This window comes from Sulfitobacter sabulilitoris, from assembly GCF_005887615.1.
Classification (GTDB): domain Bacteria; phylum Pseudomonadota; class Alphaproteobacteria; order Rhodobacterales; family Rhodobacteraceae; genus Sulfitobacter_E; species Sulfitobacter_E sabulilitoris.
The window spans coordinates 230140-252531 of record NZ_VANS01000004.1; the positions used below are offsets into that span (position 1 = coordinate 230140).

Genomic DNA, 22392 nt, shown 5'->3' on the forward strand with positions numbered 1-22392 from the left:
TTCGCGGGCGGTTGATCGCGCCGGCAGCGGGCCGGCGCGATCGTGCTCAGGCGAGCGTCAGTTTGTCGGCGTCAGCTTGTGGATCACGCCTTCGTCCACGGCCGTATAAAGGCTGCCGTCCGGCCCGAGGACCAGCGACCGGAAGCGCGCCGATTCCATCGGCAGCGTCATCTCGGTGACGTCGACCACCGACAGGTCGTCGGCCAGTTCGATCACGTCGATGCGCTGGCCGATCGGCGTGCCGCCAAAGCCGATGCCCATCAGTCCGACGACAAGGGCGCCGTCCCAGCTTCCCCATTGCTCACCCTCGAGGAAGGCAGCCGACGAGGTGCCTTGCGACCAGCCGTTGTTGGTCCAGATCGGGGGCATTGCGTCGGGATAGGTCTTGAAGTCGGTCATCGGCATGAAGGCCGCGCGCTCATACCGGTTCATGCCGTCCATCTGGTTGGGCATGTACCCGCAGTAATTGTCCGGGCAATCGCCACGTCCGGCCATGTTGTCGCGCGGATCCCACCCGCCGTTGCCACCATTCTGCAGAACCGTGATCTCGTCCGAATGCCAGGGCCCGTGCTCGGCGACGATGGCCGTCCCGGTCCCCGGGTGAAAGGCGATGCCCTGCACGTTGCGGTGACCATAGGTGTAGGTCCGCGGATCGAAGCCCTCTGGCGGTGCGTTGTCGGGATGCGCGTTGCCGTCGGTATCCATGCGCAGCACCTTGGAGCCCATCAGCGTCGGGCTTTGCGGGATCTCTTCGTTGTGGTTGTCGCCGGTGGTCAGCCACAATGCGCCATCCGGCCCGAACCGCACCCGGCCGCCGTTATGGGCGCCCGGCCCGCCGAACGGATGGTCGCTGGCCGCCATCTTGTAGGGTACGTCGTCAACGATGTCGGTCCGCTCGGACACGCCGGTAAAGTCCTCGTTCACCACCAGCCGCATCAGCCGGTTGGTGTGCGGGTCCGACATGTTCGAAGTGGAGTAAACGTAGATCCGGCGATTCTCGCCAAAGTTCGGGTCGACGGCGACACCCATCATGCCGGCCTGGCCTTCGCAGAACAGGTCGTCGGCGGTGGCGGGATAGCCTTCGGCCCCGCCCATGCCCAGCAGCGCGTTCACCTCGCCGGACGCCATGCGCACCGACAGGCCCTGGCACTTTTCGGTAAAGAACATGGTGCCGTCGTCCAGAAATGCCATGTCCCATGGGTTTTCGAGGTCATCCAGCACGATTTCATGCTGAAGACTGGTCGTGTTCATACCGGCCTGTGCCATCGCCATCGACGATGTCGCACCGATAAGTGCAGCAATGGCAAGCGGTGCAATCCACCGCGGTTGCCCGCCTTGTCCTGAATAAAACATTTAACTCCTCCCTATATCGCTATGTTCATCGAAATGGTGATTCCGAACGCGCGGCTGTGCCGGGCGCGGTCACCGATCGACAGGACTAGCTTAGGGTTGTATCGCTTTCGCATCAACTGTTGACCTGTTGCGGACACCCCGCGCCGAAGTCTTTTTCGGTCTGCCCGGCGTAAACCCGCTGTGTCGGGCGGCCCCGCGGCGCGCCCTGACACCGCCGGACGCAGTGGCACCTGCCGCCCACGTCCGACCTTGGTCGCATAGGGCCGGGCGGGTGCTGGCGGTAATCATGGCCCCATGACACGCCACCCGGTTCAGCGGATGCTTTTGCGCGCCCTTGCCTTTTGGGCCTTCATGACGGCTTCGCTCGCGGCGGCGCCGTTGGAGCGTGACGTGCTCGAGCCGTTTGTCGCCCCGCCGATGTCGCTGGGCCAGCGGATCAACGACGAGGGCGTCTGGCACCTTCTCAATTCCGGCGGCGCCGAAGCGGGCTACGTGTTCGAAACCGAACCCATGGCGCCGCTACCCGGATTTTCCGGCGCGCCGATCAACATGCTCGTCATGCTCGACCTCGATGGCCGGTTTCTGGACGTAAAGCTGATCTCGCACAACGAGCCGATTTTCGTCTCGGGGCTGGGCGAGGCGGCGTTCCACAAGTTCTTCGAGCAGTATCGCGGCCATTCCATTTCCGACAGCCTTGTCGTCGGCACCCCCTATGGCAGCGGGTCGGACGGCAGCGCGCTGATCTATCTCGATGGTGTGACCAAGGCCACGGCATCTGTGCGGATCGCGCATGAAAGCCTGCTGGCCGCGGCCCTCAAGGTCGCCCGCGAGAAGATGAGCGGCGTCGCAACCGGGCCGCCCGCCTATCCCGACATGAGCCATGACGAAGACCTGACATGGGCCAGGCTGGTGGACGAGGGGCTGGTGACGCGCAAACAGGTGCTGAATTCGGAGATGGATGCCGCGTTTGCCGGCACGATCTGGGAACGCGACGATCCCGAGGCGACGGCGGACCCGGATGGCGTCTATCTCGATCTGTGGGTCATCGACATCGGGCCGCCCGCCATCGCCCGCGCCGTCTTATCCAGCGGGAGCCTGAAGGAACTTCAGGGCTTCATGGAAATCTCGACCAGCGATGAGCCGATTCTCGTGGTGGAAACCGCGCGCCACGGGCTCACCACCGACGAATTCATACGCAACACCGCGCCCGATCTGATCAGCGCGGCGCAGGGCGGGTTCCCGATCGCGCTGCGCGACGCGGATATCTATATCGAGTTGAAGGACGACGTGCCGGCCGCGCTGCACGACGGCACGGCGCTGATCCTGCGGACCGACCGGCGGCTTGGCTTCGACCCGACCAGCCCCTGGACGCTGCAGGTCAAGGCGCTGCGCGAACACGGCGTGTTCAAGCCCGAAATCGGGTCGGTGACATTTGCCGCCGAGCACGTGACCGATGCGCGGTTCTTCAAACGGCCCGAAGCCGTCAAGCCGGTGCCGCCCTGGCTGAGCGCGGTCTACAACCGCTCCACCGACCTGATCGTGCTGTGCGTGTTTCTGGCCGGGCTTCTGGCGCTTTTGGGTGCGAATCTGAACCGTCTGGCCGGGCATCGACATTTTACGCCGATCCGTCTGGGCATCCTCGCCTTCGTCACCGGGTTCATCGGCTGGTGGGGCCAGGGGCAATTGTCGATCGCCACGCCGCTGGGGGCGCTGCGCACTTTGACCGAGGGCGGCTCTTTTGCGTTCCTGCTCTACGATCCGTTTTCGCTGGTGATCTGGGCGGTGTCGCTCTTGGGGTTCGTGCTGTGGGGCCGGGGGCTGTTTTGCGGCTGGCTGTGCCCGTTCGGCGCGATGCAGGAATTCGCCCATCACATCGCGCGCGCCCTGCGCATTCCTCAGTTCGAAGTCCCACGGCGCCTTGATAATCAGCTCAAGTGGCTGAAATATATCGTTCTGTTCGCATTGGTCGCCATTTTGTTCACGGTGCCTGCGCGGCTGGACAAGGCGATAGAGGTGGAGCCGTTCAAGACCGCGATCACCACCTTCTTTCTCCGCGAATGGTATTATGTCGCCTATGCGGCGGGGTTGCTTTTGCTGTCGATGGTCGTGTTCAAGGGCTTTTGCCGCTACGTGTGTCCCCTGGGCGCGGTCATGGCGATCGGCGGCCTGCTGCGCACCCGCAAATGGATCGACCGGCGGCCGGAATGCGGGTCGCCCTGCCAGCTGTGCCGCGTGAAATGCGCCTACGGAGCGATCAAGAAAACCGGCGAAATTCAGTATTCCGAATGTTTCCAGTGCCTTGACTGCGTGACGATCCACGATGACCCGACGCAATGCGTGCCACTGCGTCTTGCCGCGCGGCGCGGGCGCGCCCTGCAAAAGGTGGCCGCCGAATGACCCTGTCGCGCCGCCGGTTCCTGTCGATCTCTGCCGCCTGCCTTCTGGCGGGGCCCGCGCGCGCCGAACGCTGGCAGGGCCGGGCCTTCGGCGCCGAGATCGACATCACGATCCGGGGGCCGCGCGATATCGCCGGGCCCGCGGTGCGCGCGGCCCGCGATCTGCTGCGCCGGATCGAGGCGCAGTTCAATCTTTTCGATCCCGGCTCGCAGCTGTCGCGGCTCAATGCGGCGGGGCGGCTGGACACGCCGGACCCGATGTTCCGCACCCTGATGCGGGCCGCCGACCGGGTTCACCGCGCGACAGGCGGGCTGTTCGATCCCACGGTGCAGCCGCTGTGGCGCGCGCTGGCCGATGGCGGCGATCTTGTTGCCGCGCGCCGCCTGATCGGATGGTCGCGGGTCACGCATGGCACACAGGCCGTGGTGCTGGGAACAGGTCAGGCGCTGACCTTCAACGGAATCGCGCAAGGCTTCGCCACCGACCGCGTGGCGGACCTGCTGGCGGCCGCGGGGTTTGGCGATACGCTGGTCAATATCGGTGAATTCCGGGGGAGCGGCGGACCGTGGACGCTGGGCCTGAGCGATCCGCAGTTCGGCCACCTGGGAACGCGCACTTTGACCCAGGGCGCGATCGCGACCTCAAGCCCGCACTCCGTGCCGTTGCAGGGGCGAGGGCACATCCTGCACGCCAGTGCCGCACCGCAATGGTCGACCGTGTCGGTCGAGGCGGCGGATGCCACGACGGCCGACGGCTTTTCCACCGCACTGGCGCTGGCACCGCTGGATATGATCCGTGCGCTGCCCGGTCGCCATGGCATTCGGCGCGTCACGCTGGTGAACACCACCGGCGATCTGATCACCCTGTAGCCTGCCCGCCGTCGACATGAAAAAGGCCCCGGCGCGTGCCGGGGCCTTTGGCCATTTCAGGGGGTGAAACCGGTCTAGCCGGCGGCTTTGACGGCGCGGCCCGTCATGACCTTGACCAGATGCGCGCGGTAGTCGCCGGTGCCGTGCAGATCGCTGATCATGCCGTCCGCGCTGACGCTGAGATCCTTGAGCGCATCTGCCGAGAAATCGGACGACAGCGCCTGCTCGGCCTCGGTCCAGCGGAACACGCCGCCCTCGGACGCGCCTGTCACGGCGACGCGCACGCCGTCGGCGTATTTCGCAACGAACACACCGACCAGCGAAAACCGCGACGCGGGCTGCACGAACTTCTGATAGTTCGCCGCCTGCGGGATCGGAAAGCTGACGGCGGTCACGATCTCGCCCTCCGCCAGCGCGGTCTCGAACATGCCGACAAAGAAATCGTCGGCCGCGATCTCGCGCGTGTCGGTCACGATGGTGGCGCCCGATGCCAGCGCCGCCGCCGGATAGCAGGCCGCCGGATCGTTGTTCGCGATCGACCCGCCGATGGTGCCGCGATTGCGCACCGCCGGATCGCCGATATGCCCGGCAAGCGCGGCAAGACCGGGATAGCTTTGCGCGGCGTCGGACGCGACCGTGGCGTGGGTGGTCGCGCCACCGATGCGCAGGGTGTCACCCGCGACGGACACGCCCTGCATGTCCGCCACCCTGGCCAGCGAGATCAGCTTGGACGGGGCCGCAAGCCGCGCCTTGAGCGTGGGGATCAACGTCTGTCCGCCGCCCAGCGGCTGCGCCTCGTCCGCCTTGAGGGCCGCGACCGCGTCGGCGATGGTGGTTGGGGTCTCGATGTCAAATGCGTACATGGTTGTTCTCCCTCACGCGCTGTTCATGGCCGACCACACGCGGTGCGGGGTCAGCGGCATGTCGATATGGGTGACGTTCTTGCCGCCCGATTGCAGGGCGTCGATCACCGCGTTGACGATTGTCGGCGGCGATCCGATCGCCCCCGCCTCGCCGCAGCCTTTCACGCCCAGCGGATTGTGCGTGCAGGGCGTGCCCTGCGAATGGTCCACCGTGTAGAACGGCAGATCGTCGGCGCGCGGCATCGTGTAATCCATGTAGCTCGCGCTTTCGAGCTGACCGTCGCTGTTGTAGCGCGCGGCCTCCAGCAGGGCCTGACCGATACCCTGGCCCAGGCCCCCGTGCACCTGTCCGGTCACGACCATCGGGTTGATGACGTTGCCGAAATCGTCCACGGCGGCGAAACGGTCCACCCGCACCTTGCCGGTGTCGGGGTCCACTTCGACCTCGCAGCAATAGGCGCCCGACGGATAGGTAAAGTTCGCCGGATCGTAGAACGCGGTCTCCTCCAGCCCCGGTTCGATATCCTCGAGCGGGAAATCATGCGGGATATAGGCCTTGAGCGCGACCTCGCCGAAGGACACCGACTTGTCGGTGCCCGCGATGGTGAACGACCCGTCCTTCAGCTCGATGTCCGTCTCCGACGCCTCGAGCATGTGGGCCGCGATCTTCTTGGCCTTGTTGATGATCTTCTCGGTCGCACGCACCACGGCAGAGCCGCAGACCGCAAGGCTGCGCGACCCATAGGTGCCCATTCCGAACGGGATCTTGGAGGTGTCGCCATGCACGATGTCGATGCTTGAGGCGTCGATGCCAAGCATTTCCGCCACCACCTGCGGGAACACGGTCTCGTGGCCCTGCCCATGGCTGTGCGCGCCGACCATGACGCTGAGGTTGCCGGTCGCGTTCACCCGCACCGTCGCCGCATCGTAAAGACCGACGCGGCTGCCCAGCACACCGACAAGGTTGCTGGGCGCGATGCCGCAGGCCTCGATATAGGCGTTGACCCCAAAGCCGCGCAGCAGGCCCTTGGCTTCGCTTTCGGCCCGACGGGCGGCAAAGCCCTTGATGTCCGCGACCTCTTCCATCTTGTCCATCAGCGCGTCGTAGTTGCCCGCGTCATATTCCAGCCCCGCGGCCGAGGCATAGGGGTACTGGTCGGGCTTGATGAAGTTCTTGCGGCGCAGCTCGATCGGGTCCATGCCCAATTCGCGCGCGCATTTGTCGATCACCCGCTCCAGCGAATAGGTCGCCTCGGGGCGGCCCGCGCCGCGGTAGGCATCGACGGGCGCGGTGTTGGTGAACACCGCTTTGACGTTCACATAGACATTCGGCACCGTATAGTTGCCGGCCATCAACGTGCCGTGCAGGAACGTCGGCGTCGCCGTCGCGAAGTTCGACAGATAGGCGCCGACGTTGGCATAGGTTTCGGTGCGGAAGGCCTGGAAATTGCCCTCGGCGTCGGTCGCCAGTTCGATCTTGGTCACGTGGTCGCGGCCATGCGCGTCCGTCAGGAATGCCTCGGTGCGGTCGGCGGTCCATTTCACCGGACGGCCGATGCGCTTGGCCGCGGCCAGCACCAGCGCCTCTTCGCCGTAGTGATAGATCTTGGAGCCGAACCCGCCGCCCACGTCGGGCGCGATCACGGTCAGCTTGTTTTCGGGAATGCCCATCACGAAAGCCGAGATCAGCAGTCGCGTCAGGTGGGGGTTCTGCGAGGTGGTGTGCAGGATGTATTCGTCGTCGCTGGCCTTGTAGGTCGCCATCGAACACCGCGGCTCCATCGCGTTGGGCACCAGACGGTTGTTGACCAGCTCAAGCGTGGTGACATGCGCCGCGTTCTTGATCGCCTCGTCGGTGGCCGCGCGGTTGTCCTCGATCCAGCCCCAGTCGAAACACTGGTTGGTGCCGATCTCGTCATGGACGAAATTGTCGCCGGTCAGCGCCTCTTTGACGTCGATGATCGCGGGCAGTTCCTCGATCTCGATCTCGATCGCCTCTGCCGCGTCGCGCGCCTCGCGGTCGGTTTCGGCAATCACCGCGGCATAGGCGTCGCCAACGTGGCGCACCTTGCCATGCGCCAGAACCGGGCGCTTGGGCTCTTTCATCGGCTCGCCATCGCGGCTGTTGATCAGCCAGCCGGCGGGGTTGCCGCCAACCTCGGCGAAATCGGCGCCGGTAAAGACCGCCAGAACGCCGGGCATCGCCTCGGCGGCGGAGGTGTCGATGGACTTGATGATCCCGTTGGCCACGGTCGAGCGCGCAAAGACCGCAACCGTCTGGCCGTAGGTCTTGATGTCATCGGTGTATTCGCCGGCGCCCTTGAGAAAGCGAACGTCCTCGCGGCGGCGCGTGGGGGCACCTATTCCGGTGTCTTTAGGCATGAGAAATCTCCCTGAAATGATATGCGGGCCGGGCGCGGAACAGTCCCGCGCGCCGCCGGTTTTATTCTGCGGCGATCGCGCTGACGTCCTGGCCGCTGGCGGCCATGATCGCCTTGACGATGTTGTGATAGCCCGTGCAGCGGCAGATGTTGCCTTCGAGATAGACACGCACCTCCTGCTCTGTGGGCTTGGGGTTTTCCTTGAGCAGCGACGTGGCCGCCATCACCATGCCCGGCGTGCAAAATCCGCACTGCAACCCGTGGTGATCCTGGAACGCCTGCTGGATCACGTTGAGCGACCCGTCCGCATTGGCCATGCCCTCGATGGTCTTGACCTCGGCGCCATCCGCCTCTGCCGCGAACATGGTGCAGGATTTCACGGATTTCCCGTTCACATGCACCGTGCAGGCCCCGCATTGCGACGTGTCGCAGCCGACATGCGTGCCGGTCAGGTGCAAGTCCTCGCGCAGCAGCGACACAAGCAGTGTCTGCCCCTCCACGTCGCGGGACACGGATTTCCCGTTGATGGTCATTGTTACTTTTGTCATGGCGTCCTCCCTTGAGTTTTTGTCGGGCCGTTGGTCAGCTTTTCACAAGCCGCTTGAACCAGCCCTTTTTCTTTTCTTCACCGGTTTCGGTGACGATCGTCTCGTCATCCTCGGTCTGCTCGGGCGTGCCCACTGCATCCTGGAAATTCTGAAAGAACTGATCGGCCATCTTCTTGGCGAAGCCGTCGATGATGCGGCTGCCCAGTTGCGCCAGCTTGCCGCCGACCTTGGCCTCCACCTCGTAGTGCAGGATGGTCCGGTCGCCATCCGCCTCGAGCCGTACATCGGCGCCACCCTTGGCAAAGCCGGCGGCGCCGCCCTTGCCCTCGCCCGAGATGGTCAGGCTTTCGGGTTCGGCCATGTCGGTCAGGGCCACGGCGCCCTTGAATGTCGCCTTGACGGGACCGACCTTCTGGACGACCACGGCCTCGAAGCCGTCTTCGGGCGATCCGGTCATCTCTTGGCATCCCGGCACGCAGGCCTTGAGCACTTCCGGATTCAGCAGCGCGGCCCAGACCGTGGCCCGGTCGGCGTTTATGGTTTTCGAGTCGGTGAGATTCATGGCGATGTCAGCTCCGTTTATGAGGTCAGCATAGTCAAAGGGCGCAGGCCTGGTTATTCGACCAAAGGCGCATGGGTCATCTTTCCGGGGGCTGGAAGCTAAGGCCGTAGGATTGGTAGATTTGCGCGATCCGTCCGTCCGACAGGGCGGCGTTGACGGCGTCGTCCACGGCATAGGACAGGGGGCGATAGCGGAAATTCACCGCGACACCCAAGGTCCAGGTGCTGACCGCGAAGCCCGCCAGCGGGGGCTGGTGGATACCGCCATCCTTCGTCAGGCCGAATTCAAGCTGCCCAAGCGGGCCCATCGCGGCATTGGTCTTACCCTCGGCCATCGCCTGCATGGCCTGCGCCATGGTGGCAAAGCGCTGTACCTTCTGGCGCAACTGCCCCCCGGCGAAGGACGACAGGTAGAAATCGGAAATGGAATCGTTTTCGACGGCCACGGTGTCAAAGCGGAAATAGGCCGGGACCGGCTTGTCATCGGGATAGGCCGCGCTGGTATAGGCGATGGCGATGGATTCGGCGGCATATTGCCCGGTAAAGACAACCTGTTCGACCCGGCACGCAAAGGTGGAATCATACGGGATGCGCATCATGACGTTGGAGACGCGCCCGCCGATCACGCCGCCCTTCCAGACATTCGTCAGCAGATCCGCCTCGAGGTTCTCGCCCGCGGCCACGAATTTGAACCGCGCCTCCACGCCAAGATCCTCGGCGATCAGCCGCGCGATGTCGATGTCCACGCCGCGCGGCTGCCCCGCCTCCTGCCAGCTATAGGGCGCGTAATCCTCGTAGACCGCGAACAGCATGTGCCCCTGCTCGACGATGGTGTCGAGCTCTTGGCCCACCACGTCGCGACCGACGTTCTGCGGGCGTGGTTGCGGTACGTAATCGGCGCAGGGGTCGGCCGCCCACGCCGGACCCGCCAAGGTCAGGCCCGACAGGATGGCGGCGAGGGCGAACGACGCGAGGCGCATGGTTAATTCGCGGCCGACAGACCGATGGTCAGCGTGTCGGCGGCAAGCCGGTAACCCTCGGGGGTGCCGTCGATCATGTAGGCGGCGCGATAGGCAATCGAATCCGCGACCGGCGCACCGGACAGCGTTTCGATTCCGTTGGCGATCTCGGACATGCGCGTCTTCAGCGCATCCGGGTCGGCGCCCGCCGAATCGCTCGCATAGCCTTCGATCTCGTCGCGCAGCGCCTTCAGCTCGTCCGAAACCTCTTCCATCGCCTGCTCGTCGGGCCGGGTTTCGATATAGGTCCGGATCGCCCAGGCCGCGTCCTGTCCCAGAAGCTCGCCAAAGGCCGGCATCTTGGTCGTGCCGTTCTGGGTATAGCCGGAGCGGAACCGCTCGACATACCATTCGTCGCCATATTCCTCCGCCTCGAGGAACCGCAGGTCGGGGGCAAGGCCGCCCGAAATCGCCTCAAGCCCATGACAGCGCGCACAGTTCTGGATGTAACCGGATTCGCCGACGGCCAAAGCCTCGAGCCAAACCGCCTCTCCGGCGGCCTCCGCGCGGTAGGGGTTTTCGGTCAGCCATTCGTCGCCGGTGGGCGGCAGATTGCCGGTATCGACCGTCGAAATGCCCAGTGGCAGCCCGGCGGCCAGCGCGGCGCCGACTGTCCCTGCAAAAATCGCTCCGCTGAGCGTGAGTTTGCCCAAGGCCCGTCTGGTCGTATCGCGTGTCATGTCTTGCTCCCTGATCGTCATGATTTTCTGCTAGGTAACACCCGGCCCCGGTCCGGCGATATAAGACCTTGGTTGCGGGTGCCCGGCGATAGCGACCAAAGTCCTATTCGGCTGGGTTGGGGCCGACGCTAGGGTGAGCGAAAGGAGATCCGGCAGGTGCATCACATGGCGAAGTTTCTGGCGACCTGCGTTGTCATGCAGATGGCCTGCTTTCAGTACGCCTGGGCCGATGTCGCGCTGACCATAGCGTACCTGCGGGTCGAGCAGCCGCGCCCGCCGACCCTGTCGAACCTCGATGCCGTGCCGGATGACATCGGGCTGGCCGGGGCACGGACGGGGCTTGACGACAATATCACCACGGGGCGGTTCCTGGGGCATGGATACACTCTGACCGAGGCGACCGTCGCGCCGAGCGAGGACCCGCTTGCGGGCGCGTCCCGACTGCTGGCGCAGACGCCGTTCCTGATCGTCGATGCCGCCGCCGATGTCATGTTGGCGATCGCCGACCTGCCGCAGGCGCAGGGCGCGGTCGTGTTCAACGTCGCTGCGGGCGACACCGCGTTGCGCGACGGCGACTGCCGCGCCAACCTGCTACATGCGCTGCCATCGGACGCGATGCGCACCGACGCGCTGGCGCAGGTCCTGGTGCAAAAGCGCTGGACCGATCTGGTGATGGTGACGGGCACGCATCCGCAGGATCTGGCCTATGCCGCCGCGATGCGCCGCTCGCTGACGAAATTCGGCCTGACGCTGTCGGCGGAAAAGCCGTGGGTCTTCGACGCCGACATGCGCCGGAACGCATCGCAGGAAGTGCCGCTGTTCACGCAGGGCTTCGGCGATTACGACGCGCTGATCGTCGCGGACGAACTGGGCGATTTCGGGCGCTACCTGTTGTACAACACCTGGGCGGCGCGCCCTGTCGTCGGGTCCGAAGGGCTGGCCGCGCTGACCTGGTCGCCGGTGATCGAGCAATGGGGCGCCGCGCAGTTGCAAGGCCGCTTCACCGACCGGCACGGACGCGCCATGCAGTCGCGCGACTATGCGGCATGGGCGGCCGTGCGCACGCTGGGCGAGGCGGTGACGCGCACAAATGCCGTCGATGCGCCCTCCCTGCGCGGCTATATCCTGTCGGAGGCCTTCGAACTGGCGGGCTTCAAGGGGCGGCCGCTGACCTATCGCGCGTGGAATGGCCAGCTGCGCCAGCCCATCTCCCTCGCGCATCCCCGTGCGCTCGTGGCGCAAGCCCCGCTTGAGGGGTTTCTGCACCAGACCAATGAACTGGACACACTGGGCCTCGATCGCCCGGAAAGCCGCTGCAAGGACTTCGAGTGATGCGACTGAATGCGATACTGGCTCTCGTGATGCTGGCCCCTGCCGCCCAGGCCGGAGAGATCTGGGTGACCAATGAAAAGGACGACACCCTGAGCGTGATCGACACCGACACGCTTGAGGTCGTGCGCACGTATCCCACCGGCGAACGGCCCCGCGGCATCACGTTCTCGCACGACTATTCGCGGGTCTACATCTGCGCCTCCGACAGCGACGCGGTGCAGGTGATGGACCCCGCGACCGGCGAGATCCTTTATAACCTGCCGTCGGGCGAGGACCCCGAACAATTCGTCCTGCACCCCGACGACCGGCACCTCTATATCGCCAACGAGGATGACGCGATCACCACCGTGGTGGATGTCGAGACGCGCAAGGTCGTGGCCCAGATCGACGTCGGCGTGGAGCCGGAGGGCATGGCGGTCTCCGCCGACGGAAAGATCGTCATCACCACCTCCGAGACGACCAACATGGCGCATTGGATCGACACCGCGACCAATGCGCTGTTTGCCAACACGCTGGTGGACAGCCGCCCGCGCCACGCCGAATTCACCAAGGCGGACAAGGAATTGTGGGTCAGCTCGGAAATCGGCGGAACCGTCACCGTGTTCGATACCGCGACGCAGGCCGAAATCGCCAAGATCGTGTTCGAGGTCAAGGGCGTGCACCCCGACCGCGTGCAGCCCGTCGGCTTCGAATTCACGCCCGACGGACGGACCGTTTTCGTCGCGCTCGGCCCTTCCAACCACGTTGCCGTCGTCAATGCCGACACCTATCAGGTCGAGGAGTACATCCTGGTCGGCAGGCGGGTCTGGCACATGGCATTCAACGGCGACCATTCGCGCCTGTTCACCACCAACGGCGTGTCGGGCGACGTGACCGTGATCGACGTGGCCAAGCGCCGGGCGATCAAATCCATCAAGGTCGGGCGCTTTCCCTGGGGCGCGGCGTATCGCCCCTGAGCCCCAGGCCGACACCACAAAAGGAATATAGTCCCGTGATACGCAAGGCCCTCTCGACTGCCCTCGTCCTTTCCGTGTTTCCGCTGGCCGTCGGGCCGGCCCTTGCACAGGGCTTTGGCATGGCCGGCCTGCTGTCCGGCAAGAACAAGCAGGATCTGCCCCCCATCACCCTGTCCGCCGGCGCCCCCATCAGCGACGGCCCCTGGACCCTGAAATCCGGCACCTATTACGAGGTCGAGATCACCGCCGACGGCAGCCAGGAACTGGCCCTCGTCGGGCCGGAATTCTTCCGCGCGATCTGGATCGACGAGATCGTGATCGAAGGGCTGGAAATCCGACCGCTTGGCCTCGACAGCGTGGAATTCGACGAGGCGGGCACGATGGAAATAGGCTTTGTCGCGATCAAGCCGGGGCGCTATGACATGCATATTCCGGGCTCCACCGGGGAAACGCAGCGGATCGAAATCAGCATCGAATGAGCGGCCTTGCCATCGCGAACCTCAGCTATAGCTACGGCGCCAAGACAGCGCTTGAAGATGTGAGCCTTGCGGTGGCGCCGGGCCGGTTCTGCGCGCTTCTGGGGCCGAACGGGGCGGGGAAATCGACGCTGTTCAACCTGCTGACGCGGCTCTTCGTGGCGCCCCGGGGCCGGATCGAGATCGCGGGCTTCGACCTTGCCGGCCAGCCGCGGCAGGCGCTGGCGCATCTTGGCATCGTCTTTCAGCAGACCACGCTGGATCTGGATCTGACGGTTCGCCAGAACCTGGCCTATTTCGCCGCTCTGCACGGCCTGTCGGGCAAGCTGGCGGCGACACGGATCGACACCGCGCTGGACCGGCTCGACATGCTGGAACGCGCGGGCGAGAAGGCGCGCACGCTCAATGGCGGTCACCGCCGCCGGGCGGAAATCGCCCGCGCCCTGCTGCACGCGCCGTCGGTGCTGCTGCTGGACGAACCGACGGTCGGGCTGGATGCCGCCGCGCGGCAGGCCATCACCGCGCATGTGCATGATCTGGCCCAAGAGGGGATCAGCGTGCTGTGGGCGACCCATCTCACCGACGAGGTCCGCGCCGACGATCAACTGGTGGTGCTGCACCGGGCGCGCGTGCTGGCGCAGGGCACCGCGGCCGCGATCGCGGGCGATCTGCCGCTGGCCGATCGGTTCCTGTCGATGACCGGGCACGAGGCCGCGTGACGCCCTATCTCACATCGTTGCGCGCCATCGTTCTGCGCGAGGCGCTGCGCTTTGTGCACCAGCGCGAGCGTTTCATCGCGGCGCTGGTGCGCCCGCTGGTCTGGCTGCTGGTGTTCGCGGCGGGCTTTCGCGCGGCCCTCGGGATCAGCATCATCCCGCCCTACCAGACCTATATCACCTACGAGACCTATATCGTGCCCGGCCTGTGCGGCATGATCTTGCTGTTCAACGGCATGCAATCCTCGCTCAGCCTCGTCTATGACCGCGAAATGGGGTCGATGAAGCTTTTGCTGACCAGCCCGCTGCCGCGCTGGTGGCTGCTGCTGTGCAAGCTTTTGGGCTCCACGGCGATCTCGATCCTGCAAGCCTACGCCTTTCTGGCGATCGCGGCCGGTTTCGGTGTTGTGGCCCCGCCTTGGGGGTATCTGGCGGTGCTGCCCGCCCTGACGCTGGCAGGCGTGATGCTGGGTGCGCTGGGGCTGTTGCTGTCCAGCTTCATCAAGCAGTTGGAGAATTTCGCAGGGGTGATGAACTTCGTCATCTTCCCGATGTTTTTCCTGTCCTCGGCGCTCTATCCCTTGTGGAAGATGGCCGAAAGCTCCGAGCTGCTTTACACGATCTGCGCGGTCAATCCGTTCACCCATGCGGTCGAACTGATCCGCTTCGCGCTCTATGGCGAGGTCAACCTGCCGGCGCTGGGCTGGACGCTGCTGGCGGCGGCGATCTTTTCGGCCTGCGCGATCTGGGGGTACGATCCGGCACGTGGCCAGATAGGTCGTAGACGCTGACATTTTCTACGACCATGGAAGGACTGCACAGCGCGGCGCGATGTGCTAGCGTCTGGTGCATGAAACATATTGCATATGCCCTCACCCTTCTTGTCCTGCCCGCCGCCACCGCCGCCGAAGACACCGGCGCCTTGGGCACGCTCAACCCCGACGAACTGACCTGGCAATCGCAGATCGACAAGATCCGCCGCGGCGAGACGGACATGACGCTCTGCGCCAGCGGCTACATGATGACGAAATCCGGCGATCACGCCACGGCCCGCGCCATCTTCGAAGCCTGCGCGCGCGACGGCTATACCGGCGCGATGACCTGGATGAGCCAGCTCGACAACAACGGACTGGGCGGCGAATACAACCCCGACGCCGCGGCGGAATGGGACCGGCGCGCGGCCGAGGCGGGCGATCCGGTCGGCAAGTTCAACTACGGCATGGACCTGATGCGCGGCCACGGCGTCGCGCAGGACAAGGCGCTTGGCCGCCGCTATGTCGATGACGCGGCCAGCGCGGGGCTGGAAATCGCCCGGCAACTGCAGGGCGCGGACTACGATCTGGACGCGGTCACGCCGGACGCCGACAACTGGAAATACGCCCCGCTGTTCTGATCTGCGCCGCCCGCGATCCGCAGCGGCCCGTCCGCCCGCAGGTGACAGGCCTGTGCCACCGCCCGCGCGCGGCGACCCTGCCGGTTGGCTCGACCGATCCGGCCTATTCGATGATCAGCCGTGGCAGCCAATGGCTGTCGGGATCGCTTTCGACGATGTCCTGCGGGCCAAGCGGGCGCAGGTCGTCCGCGGCGGGGGGCGATGCCAGCAGATCCATGTCCAGTTCGTGCAGGACCCCGCGCAGCGCGTCGCCCGACCGCGCCATCCGGTAATAGACGCCGTTCCACATATTGATCCCGTAATCTCCCTTGCCCTTCCAGACGAACAGGAAATCATACTCCAGATCGGTCAGATCGGTCGAGATATCGCGCCGGATCGTGTAGGGGTAGGGCACGTGGCACCACGTCTTTTCCGGCCCTTCGACGCATTTGAACGGTCGCATCGACAGGAAATGATCGCTGAACGCCCGCTCGGTCATCGTGACGGCATAGGCGCCGTCGGAGGCGATGTCGATGGTGGCGATTTCGATCCGCGCGCCGCTGCCGTCTTCCAGGTAGGCATGCCGCCGTTCGGCCGCCGAAAGCGGCCCGGCCAGAGCCGCAAGAACCGCAAGCTGACTGAATTTCACGTTCATGCGCGCCTCCCTCCGCGCCAGCCTAGCGGTTTGCCGGACGCGGGGCATCGCGACTTTGGTCGTGCCGATCGTGTCTCCCTCACGGCATACGACCAATGTTCAATAGCCGCTTGCCGGGATTGCGCGAATACTGCCGTCGAGTTGGTTGGCGCCGTCGTCGTTGCGCGACCTTCATCGACATAACCAGGGAGGACACAGAATGAACAAATTCATCTTGGCTTTGACAGCATCCATGATGACTGCAAGTCTTGCATATGCGCAGGTCACCGAGGCGGATCTCGCCAATGACACCGCATCGACCAAAGACGTGCTGACCAACGGCATGGGCCGCCACCTGCAGCGGTATTCGCCGCTGGAGCTTCTCAACAAGGAGAACGTGGACAACCTGCTGCCCGCATGGGCGTTCTCGTTGGGAGGCGAGAAGCAGCGCGGCCAGGAGACCCAGCCGATCGTGCATGACGGCGTCATGTACATCACCGGGTCCTATTCGCGGATCTACGCAATCGACGTAAAGACCGGCGCAGAGCTTTGGCAGTACGACGCGCGCCTGCCCGAAGGCATCCTGCCCTGCTGTGACGTGGTCAACCGCGGCGCCGCGATCTATGGCGACAACATCTATTTCGGCACGCTCGATGCGCGCATGGTCGCGCTGAACGCCAAGACGGGCGACGTGGTCTGGAACAAGAAGATCGCCGACTACAAGGCCGGCTACAGCTATACCGCCGCGCCGCTGATCGTGAACGGGCTGATCATCACCGGCAATTCGGGTGGTGAATTCGGCATCGTCGGCGAAGTGCAGGCACGCGACGCCGAAACCGGCGAGATGGTCTGGACCCGTCCCGTGATCGAAGGCCACATGGGCACGCTCAACGGCAACGAATCGACCATGACCGGCACGCTGAACGCGACATGGCCGGGCGATATGTGGAAGACCGGCGGCGGGGCCACATGGCTCGGCGGCTCGTATGACGCAGACACCGATACGCTGGTCTTCGGCACCGGCAACCCGGCCCCGTGGAACAGCCACCTGCGCGACGCAGGCACGCCGACCGAAGGCAACAAGGGCGACAACCTCTATGCCGCCTCGCGCCTGGGCATCGATCCCGCCACGGGCGAGATCAAATGGCACTTCCAGACCACGCCGCGCGAAGGCTGGGACTATGACGGTGTGAACGAGGTCGTGGCCTACGAGGACCGCGCGGGCAACAAGCGCTTCGCCACCGCGGACCGGAACGGCTTTTTCTACGTCCTGAACCGCGAGGACGGCAAGTTCGTCAGCGCGACACCCTTCGTCAAGGACATCACCTGGGCCAGCGGTATCGACGAGAACGGCCGCCCGATCTTCAACGAGGACAACCGCCCCGGCGACCCCGCCGCGGCGGCCGACGGCAACAAGGGCGAGGTCGTCTTCTCGTCGCCGTCCTTCCTCGGCGGCAAGAACTGGATGCCGATGGCGCATTCGCCCAAGACCGGCCTGTTCTACGTGCCCTCCAACGAATGGGGCATGGATATCTGGAACGAGCCGATCACCTACAAGAAGGGCGCGGCCTACCTCGGGTCCGGCTTTACCATCAAGCCGAACTACGAAGACCACATCGGCAGCCTCAAGGCGATCGACCCCGACACCGGTGACATCAAGTGGGAATTCAAGAACGACAGCCCGCTTTGGGGTGGCGTGATGACCACCGCCGGCGGCCTTGTGTTCACCGGAACGCCCGAGGGCAAGTTCATCGCCTTTGATGACGAAACCGGCGAAGAACTGTGGTCGTTCCAGACCGGCTCCGGCATCGTCGGCCAGCCGATCACCTGGGAACAGGACGGCGAGCAGTACGTGACGGTGATCTCCGGCTGGGGCGGCGCGGTTCCGCTCTGGGGCGGCGAAGTGGCCAAGAAGGTGAGCTACCTCAACCAGGGTGGCATGCTCTGGACCTTCCGCCTGCCGCAGCAGCTTGCGTCCAACTGATACGCCACGGATCATGACATCGGAATGCGCTCTCCTCGCGGGGGGCGCATTTTTTTTTTGGGCTATAGGACTTTTCGGCAAGAGACAGAAAGGCCCGCGCGGGGTAGTATCGAATTATGATGCCGCATGAACCACTTCCTTCGGAAACGCTATCCGCCGCACGATCAGGAAACTGGGCGCTGATCGTCGATGACCATCCGCTCTTTTGCGACGCCCTCGAACTCACGCTGCGGTCGGTCGGCGATTTCGCCAGGGTCGAAACCGCTGATTGCCTCGAAAGCGCCTTTACCGTGCTCGAGGGCGCGCCGCCGCCCGAACTGATCCTGCTGGATCTCAATCTGCCGGACGTCAGCGGCCTTGACGGGTTGATCCGTCTCAAACGGCAAGCGGCGGGATCGCATGTGATGATCGTATCGTCGATGACCGATAACGCCATCATCAACAGGGCCATCGTCGCGGGGGCCTCCGGGTTCGTCCCCAAACACAGCCGCCGCTCGGTCTTCAAGGATGCGCTGTGCCAGATCAAGGCCGGCGGCATCTTCAAGCCCACGGGGTTTGTCGAGGACGGCGACGACGATGACGAGGCCGACGATACGCTGACGCGCCTGTCGTCGCTGACCAATCAGCAAGCGCGGATCCTGCAACTGATCTGCGAAGGCAAGCTGAACAAGCAGATCGCCTTCGACCTGTCGATCGCCGAGACCACGGTCAAGGCGCATGTGACGGCGATCATGCGCAAGCTGGGTGTCCAAAGCCGAACACAGGCGGTGCTGGTTGCGCATGACGCGAAGTTCTCGAGCGTATTGCCAAGCGAAGACTAAGTTACGTATCTTGTCTGCCAGGGGAGTTTGAACTTTGGCACAAGTACGCATGCCACTCGGAGCGGGTGCTGTCGGCACTCCGGTGTCGGCCTTGCGCCGGGGCCAGGTCGCCCATACCGCGGAAAACCCGATTGAAGACCTGAAAGCCCAGATCGCGACCGAGCCCCTCGCTCTGGTGGCGCTTTTCGTGTCGGCGGAGGCGGATTTCGACAAGACCATCGCAGAGGCGCAAGAGCAGTTTGCCGGCACGGATGTGGTGGCCTGCACCACCGCCGGTGAAATCGGGATGTCGGGCTACGAGAACGGCCTGATCGTGGGCATCGGGTTTCCCGCCGCGCATTTCGTCAGCACGTCGATTCTGATCGAGGATCTCAAGAACGAAAGCTCGCAGGTCCTGGTGGACCGGATCGCGCTCAGCCAGGTGGCGATGCGCGACGCGAACCCCCGGATGCAGCAGGGCTTTGCGTTTCTGGTCGTGGACGGCCTGTCGCTGCGCGAGGATACCCTGACGGCGGCCATCGCACCGGCGCTGCGGGATCTGCCGTTGTTCGGCGGCTCCGCCGGCGACGGCACGACGTTCGAACGCACGCTGGTGTCGCTCAATGGTCGCGTGCGCAACGACGCGGCCGTGCTGACCCTCGTGCTGACCGATTACCGCACACGCGTCTTCAGCATCGATCACCTGGTGCCGACCGACGCGCAGATGGTCGTGACCGAAGCCGACCCGGCGCGCCGGATCGTGAAGTCGATCAACGCGGAACCCGCCGCCCGCGAATATGCCCGGATCGTCGGCAAGGACCCCGAGCAGCTTGACCAGTTCACTTTTGCCTCTCATCCGGTGGTCGTGCGGTTCGGCGGCACCCACCACGTGCGCGCGATCCAGCAGGTCAACGACAATGGCGAACTGGTCTTTTTCTCCGCCATCGACGAGGGGATGGTCCTGACCGTGGCGCGCCCCGACAACATGGCCGCCCATCTCGAACGCAAGCTTCAGGACCTGGGGCGCGGCGGCCGGCCGGCTGATATTCTGGGCTGCGATTGCATCCTGCGGCGCATCGAGGCCGAGCAGACCCAGTTGACGCACCGGATTTCACAGATTCTGCGTGACCACCGCGTGACCGGGTTTTCCACCTACGGCGAACAGATCGGCACGCTGCACGTCAATCATACCATGACCGGCGTGGCCATCTACGCGGACGAACCCGAGGATTAGACCCAGTGTCCCTGATCAACCCATCCGACACGATCGAACGGCAAAACGCGAAGCTGTTGCAGATCGCGCAGGCGCTGATGCGCAAGGTCGAACAGAAAAACGATCAATCCGGTATCTCCTATGCGCAGTTCGAACGCGCCGCCTTGCTGGAGGTTCAGGTCCGCGAGCGCACCATCGACCTGGAACGCACTCTCGATCTGCTACAGGAATCCAATGCCCAGCTCGAAGCGGCGAACCGCGAAACCGCGACCGCTCAGGACAACCTGAGCGAGGCCATCGAGACGATCAACGAAGGCTTTGCGCTGTTTGACAAGGACGACCGGCTGGTTCTGACCAACTCGCGGTTCTGCCGGTATCTGCGCGACGTGCCCGACAAGCTGCACGAAGGTATGCCGTTCGAGGATTACGTGACCGCGGTCTCGCAAAGCCGCTACCTGGCGCTGCCGCATGGCGTGACCCCGAAATCGTGGTCCGACATCCGATATGACCGCCACCGCGAGGATTACGTCGTCTTCAACGTCAGCCTGTCGCAGGATCGCTGGCTGCAAGTCAGCGAGCACCGCACCGCGAACGGCGGCACCGTCATCCTGCAAACCGATGTGACCGAAATCATCCGCCTGGAACGTCAGGAACGCGACCGGATGCGCGACCAGCAGGCACAGATCCTGCAGGCGACGCTCGATCACCTCGACCAGGGGGTGTGCATCTTCAATCACGAAAGAAACCTCGTGGGCTGGAACAAGCGGATGGACCGGCTGCTGGAACTGCCGCCGCAGCATTCGGCCAAGGGCCTCAGCTTTCTGGCGCTTCTGGACGGACTGGAAAGCGAGCTTGATTTCTCGGTCGGGTTCGACGCCGAAATGCTCAGGCGGTGGGCCAACCAGGGCGCGGGCCGGTCGCCGATAAACTTCGAGGTGACCCGCTCGGGCAACCGCTTCCTGAGCGTGTTCGGTCAGGAAATGCCGGATCGCGGCTTCGTCATAAGCTTTACCGATGTCACCGCCGAACGCGAATCCGCCCGCGCGCTGGCAGACATGAACGAAAGGCTCGAACGCCGGGTGCAGTACCGCACCCAGGAGCTTGGCATCGCGCTGTCCGAGGCACGGCGCGCCAATGCCAGCAAATCGCGGTTTGTCGCCGCCGCAAGCCACGACCTGCTGCAACCGCTGTCGGCGGCCAAGCTCTTTGTCTCGTCGCTGGCCGAACAGCTCGACGGCCCCGATCTGCGGCAGATCGTCGACAAGGCGGAATCCGCCCTGTCCAGTGTCGAGGACATCATCGAGGCGCTGTTGGACATCTCCAAGCTGGACGCCAACCACGCGGTCTTTGACGTCAAGCCGGTGCGCATGTCGGCGATCCTGCGCCCCCTGCGCGACGAACTGACGCCGGTCGCCCTGTCCAAGGGGCTGGATTTGCGGATCCGCGATTGCCCGCTGACGGTGCACAGCGATCCGGGATTTCTGCGGCGGATCGTCCAGAACCTCGTCACCAACGCGATCCGCTACACCGACAGCGGGGGCGTGCTGGTCGGTGTGCGCCGCATCGGTGACCGGGCGCGGGTCGAGGTCTGGGACACCGGCTGCGGGATCGCCGCCGCGGATCAGGAAATCGTGTTCCAGGAATTCAAACGGCTCGGCAAAACGACGTCGCAGGCCGGGCTGGGTCTTGGGCTGGCGATCGTCGAGCGGGCCTGCAAAAGCCTGGACCACCCGCTGCGCCTGCGGTCGGAACCGGGCAAGGGAAGCTGTTTTTCCTTCGACGTGCCAATCCGGCAGGCCCACGAGGTCGCATCAAAGGCGGCAGGCCGCGCCGCGGCCGACGGGACCGCCATCAAGAAGGGGCTGGTGGTCCTGCTTGTGGAAAACGATCCCCAGCTTGCCAATGCGCTCATCATGATGATCGAAAGCTGGGAGGCCCACGTGATCCACGCCGCCAACGGCGAAGACGCGCTGCAACTGTTGTCGGACATTCAACTGACACCCGATGCACTGGTGCTGGACTACCAGTTGGGCCAGGGGCTTTCGGGGATCGAGCTGTTGCACCGTATCCGGGGCGATCTGGGGAATGTCCCCGTGCGCCTGATTTCGGCCGACCGCGGGGCGGACCTGCGTCAGGCCTGCAACGACGCGGGCATCACGCTGCTGACCAAACCGATAGACCGCGAAAAGCTGCACCGGTTCCTTGCCGATGTCGGGCGCTGACGGGCCGGCCGGCCCG

Annotated in this window: 20 protein-coding genes; 12 read left to right on the forward strand and 8 right to left on the reverse strand. The window is 64.7% G+C overall.

Annotation, left to right across the window (positions count from 1 at the left end):
• Positions 1-57 precede the first annotated feature (57 nt).
• Positions 58-1353 carry a PQQ-dependent sugar dehydrogenase gene (locus tag FDT80_RS15255; RefSeq protein WP_246039976.1) on the reverse strand — a complete coding sequence of 432 codons (1296 nt, stop codon included), beginning with the start codon at positions 1351-1353 and terminating at the stop codon, positions 58-60.
• Positions 1354-1647: 294 nt separating this feature from the next.
• On the opposite strand from FDT80_RS15255, the gene FDT80_RS15260 reads away from it, so the two are divergent.
• Positions 1648-3750, forward strand: coding sequence for a 4Fe-4S binding protein (locus FDT80_RS15260; RefSeq protein WP_425472022.1), 2103 nt, complete (start codon positions 1648-1650; stop codon positions 3748-3750).
• Positions 3747-4619 carry an FAD:protein FMN transferase gene (locus FDT80_RS15265; RefSeq protein ID WP_138663174.1) on the forward strand — a complete coding sequence of 291 codons (873 nt, stop codon included), beginning with the start codon at positions 3747-3749 and terminating at the stop codon, positions 4617-4619. Before FDT80_RS15260 ends, FDT80_RS15265 begins: the two co-directional genes overlap by 4 nt.
• 74 nt (positions 4620-4693) lie before the next feature.
• Here FDT80_RS15265 and FDT80_RS15270 read toward each other — a convergent pair whose 3' ends face one another.
• The 6 genes from FDT80_RS15270 to pedF form a co-directional block, all read right to left on the reverse strand.
• Positions 4694-5482 carry an FAD binding domain-containing protein gene (locus FDT80_RS15270; RefSeq protein WP_138663175.1) on the reverse strand — a complete coding sequence of 263 codons (789 nt, stop codon included), beginning with the start codon at positions 5480-5482 and terminating at the stop codon, positions 4694-4696.
• A 12-nt stretch (positions 5483-5494) separates the two neighbouring features.
• The gene (locus FDT80_RS15275; RefSeq protein WP_138663176.1) at positions 5495-7864 is read right to left on the reverse strand and encodes a xanthine dehydrogenase family protein molybdopterin-binding subunit; all 2370 of its coding nucleotides are present in this window, start codon (positions 7862-7864) and stop codon (positions 5495-5497) included.
• 61 nt (positions 7865-7925) lie between these two features.
• Positions 7926-8411 carry a (2Fe-2S)-binding protein gene (locus FDT80_RS15280; protein WP_138663177.1) on the reverse strand — a complete coding sequence of 162 codons (486 nt, stop codon included), beginning with the start codon at positions 8409-8411 and terminating at the stop codon, positions 7926-7928.
• Between the two features lie 34 nt (positions 8412-8445).
• Complete coding sequence (locus FDT80_RS15285; protein WP_138663178.1) at positions 8446-8973, reverse strand: SRPBCC family protein; 528 nt, start codon at positions 8971-8973, stop codon at positions 8446-8448.
• Positions 8974-9049: 76 nt separating this feature from the next.
• Complete coding sequence (locus FDT80_RS15290; protein ID WP_138663179.1) at positions 9050-9952, reverse strand: substrate-binding periplasmic protein; 903 nt, start codon at positions 9950-9952, stop codon at positions 9050-9052.
• Positions 9953-9954: 2 nt separating this feature from the next.
• On the reverse strand, positions 9955-10671 hold the full coding sequence (pedF, locus tag FDT80_RS15295) for a cytochrome c-550 PedF (protein WP_138663180.1): 717 nt from the start codon (positions 10669-10671) through the stop codon (positions 9955-9957).
• Positions 10672-10836: 165 nt separating this feature from the next.
• Between pedF and FDT80_RS15300 the strand changes: the two genes are divergently transcribed.
• Genes FDT80_RS15300 through FDT80_RS15325 form a run of 6 tightly spaced genes read left to right on the forward strand, consistent with a single transcriptional unit; the run spans position 10837 to position 15544 of the window.
• A complete protein-coding gene (locus tag FDT80_RS15300) occupies positions 10837-12003 on the forward strand; it encodes an ABC transporter substrate-binding protein (protein ID WP_170311892.1) in 1167 nt (388 codons plus the stop codon).
• Positions 12003-12959 carry a YVTN family beta-propeller repeat protein gene (locus tag FDT80_RS15305; RefSeq protein WP_138663181.1) on the forward strand — a complete coding sequence of 319 codons (957 nt, stop codon included), beginning with the start codon at positions 12003-12005 and terminating at the stop codon, positions 12957-12959. The genes FDT80_RS15300 and FDT80_RS15305 overlap by 1 nt, the downstream gene beginning before the upstream one ends.
• A 35-nt stretch (positions 12960-12994) precedes the next feature.
• Positions 12995-13438, forward strand: coding sequence for a cupredoxin domain-containing protein (locus FDT80_RS15310; RefSeq protein WP_138663182.1), 444 nt, complete (start codon positions 12995-12997; stop codon positions 13436-13438).
• Positions 13435-14154 (forward strand): ABC transporter ATP-binding protein, encoded by a 720-nt coding sequence (locus FDT80_RS15315; RefSeq protein WP_138663183.1) that lies wholly within the window; start codon positions 13435-13437, stop codon positions 14152-14154. The genes FDT80_RS15310 and FDT80_RS15315 overlap by 4 nt, the downstream gene beginning before the upstream one ends.
• Complete coding sequence (locus tag FDT80_RS15320) at positions 14151-14942, forward strand: ABC transporter permease (RefSeq protein WP_138663184.1); 792 nt, start codon at positions 14151-14153, stop codon at positions 14940-14942. Before FDT80_RS15315 ends, FDT80_RS15320 begins: the two co-directional genes overlap by 4 nt.
• Positions 14943-15001: 59 nt before the next feature.
• Positions 15002-15544 carry a tetratricopeptide repeat protein gene (locus FDT80_RS15325; protein WP_138663185.1) on the forward strand — a complete coding sequence of 181 codons (543 nt, stop codon included), beginning with the start codon at positions 15002-15004 and terminating at the stop codon, positions 15542-15544.
• Between the two features lie 103 nt (positions 15545-15647).
• Here the strand turns inward: FDT80_RS15325 and FDT80_RS15330 are convergent, their stop codons facing one another.
• Positions 15648-16178 carry a hypothetical protein gene (locus FDT80_RS15330; RefSeq protein WP_138663186.1) on the reverse strand — a complete coding sequence of 177 codons (531 nt, stop codon included), beginning with the start codon at positions 16176-16178 and terminating at the stop codon, positions 15648-15650.
• 199 nt (positions 16179-16377) lie between these two features.
• Here FDT80_RS15330 and FDT80_RS15335 point away from each other — a divergent pair, with 199 nt between their 5' ends.
• From FDT80_RS15335 to FDT80_RS15350, 4 genes are all read left to right on the forward strand, one after another.
• On the forward strand, positions 16378-18141 hold the full coding sequence (locus FDT80_RS15335) for a PQQ-dependent methanol/ethanol family dehydrogenase (protein ID WP_138663187.1): 1764 nt from the start codon (positions 16378-16380) through the stop codon (positions 18139-18141).
• 116 nt (positions 18142-18257) lie between these two features.
• A complete protein-coding gene (locus FDT80_RS15340; protein WP_138663188.1) occupies positions 18258-18962 on the forward strand; it encodes a LuxR C-terminal-related transcriptional regulator in 705 nt (234 codons plus the stop codon).
• Between the two features lie 49 nt (positions 18963-19011).
• Positions 19012-20175 (forward strand): FIST N-terminal domain-containing protein, encoded by a 1164-nt coding sequence (locus tag FDT80_RS15345; protein ID WP_138663189.1) that lies wholly within the window; start codon positions 19012-19014, stop codon positions 20173-20175.
• Positions 20176-20180: 5 nt separating this feature from the next.
• The gene (locus tag FDT80_RS15350) at positions 20181-22376 is read left to right on the forward strand and encodes a hybrid sensor histidine kinase/response regulator (protein WP_138663190.1); all 2196 of its coding nucleotides are present in this window, start codon (positions 20181-20183) and stop codon (positions 22374-22376) included.
• Positions 22377-22392: the final 16 nt, after the last annotated feature.

What these genes read in the sequence shown, in the direction of transcription:
- FDT80_RS15335 (WP_138663187.1), top strand. Translation starts at nt 16,378, where the DNA reads ATGAACAAATTCATCTTGGCTTTGACAGCATCCATGATGACTGCAAGT.
- FDT80_RS15255 (WP_246039976.1), bottom strand. Translation starts at nt 1,353, where the DNA reads ATGTTTTATTCAGGACAAGGCGGGCAACCGCGGTGGATTGCACCGCTT.
- FDT80_RS15260 (WP_425472022.1), top strand. Translation starts at nt 1,648, where the DNA reads ATGACACGCCACCCGGTTCAGCGGATGCTTTTGCGCGCCCTTGCCTTT.
- FDT80_RS15285 (WP_138663178.1), bottom strand. Translation starts at nt 8,973, where the DNA reads ATGAATCTCACCGACTCGAAAACCATAAACGCCGACCGGGCCACGGTC.
- FDT80_RS15275 (WP_138663176.1), bottom strand. Translation starts at nt 7,864, where the DNA reads ATGCCTAAAGACACCGGAATAGGTGCCCCCACGCGCCGCCGCGAGGAC.
- FDT80_RS15345 (WP_138663189.1), top strand. Translation starts at nt 19,012, where the DNA reads ATGCCACTCGGAGCGGGTGCTGTCGGCACTCCGGTGTCGGCCTTGCGC.
- FDT80_RS15305 (WP_138663181.1), top strand. Translation starts at nt 12,003, where the DNA reads ATGCGACTGAATGCGATACTGGCTCTCGTGATGCTGGCCCCTGCCGCC.
- FDT80_RS15265 (WP_138663174.1), top strand. Translation starts at nt 3,747, where the DNA reads ATGACCCTGTCGCGCCGCCGGTTCCTGTCGATCTCTGCCGCCTGCCTT.
- FDT80_RS15325 (WP_138663185.1), top strand. Translation starts at nt 15,002, where the DNA reads ATGAAACATATTGCATATGCCCTCACCCTTCTTGTCCTGCCCGCCGCC.
- FDT80_RS15330 (WP_138663186.1), bottom strand. Translation starts at nt 16,178, where the DNA reads ATGAACGTGAAATTCAGTCAGCTTGCGGTTCTTGCGGCTCTGGCCGGG.
- FDT80_RS15280 (WP_138663177.1), bottom strand. Translation starts at nt 8,411, where the DNA reads ATGACAAAAGTAACAATGACCATCAACGGGAAATCCGTGTCCCGCGAC.
- FDT80_RS15340 (WP_138663188.1), top strand. Translation starts at nt 18,258, where the DNA reads ATGATGCCGCATGAACCACTTCCTTCGGAAACGCTATCCGCCGCACGA.
- FDT80_RS15270 (WP_138663175.1), bottom strand. Translation starts at nt 5,482, where the DNA reads ATGTACGCATTTGACATCGAGACCCCAACCACCATCGCCGACGCGGTC.
- FDT80_RS15315 (WP_138663183.1), top strand. Translation starts at nt 13,435, where the DNA reads ATGAGCGGCCTTGCCATCGCGAACCTCAGCTATAGCTACGGCGCCAAG.
- pedF (WP_138663180.1), bottom strand. Translation starts at nt 10,671, where the DNA reads ATGACACGCGATACGACCAGACGGGCCTTGGGCAAACTCACGCTCAGC.
- FDT80_RS15300 (WP_170311892.1), top strand. Translation starts at nt 10,837, where the DNA reads ATGGCGAAGTTTCTGGCGACCTGCGTTGTCATGCAGATGGCCTGCTTT.
- FDT80_RS15290 (WP_138663179.1), bottom strand. Translation starts at nt 9,952, where the DNA reads ATGCGCCTCGCGTCGTTCGCCCTCGCCGCCATCCTGTCGGGCCTGACC.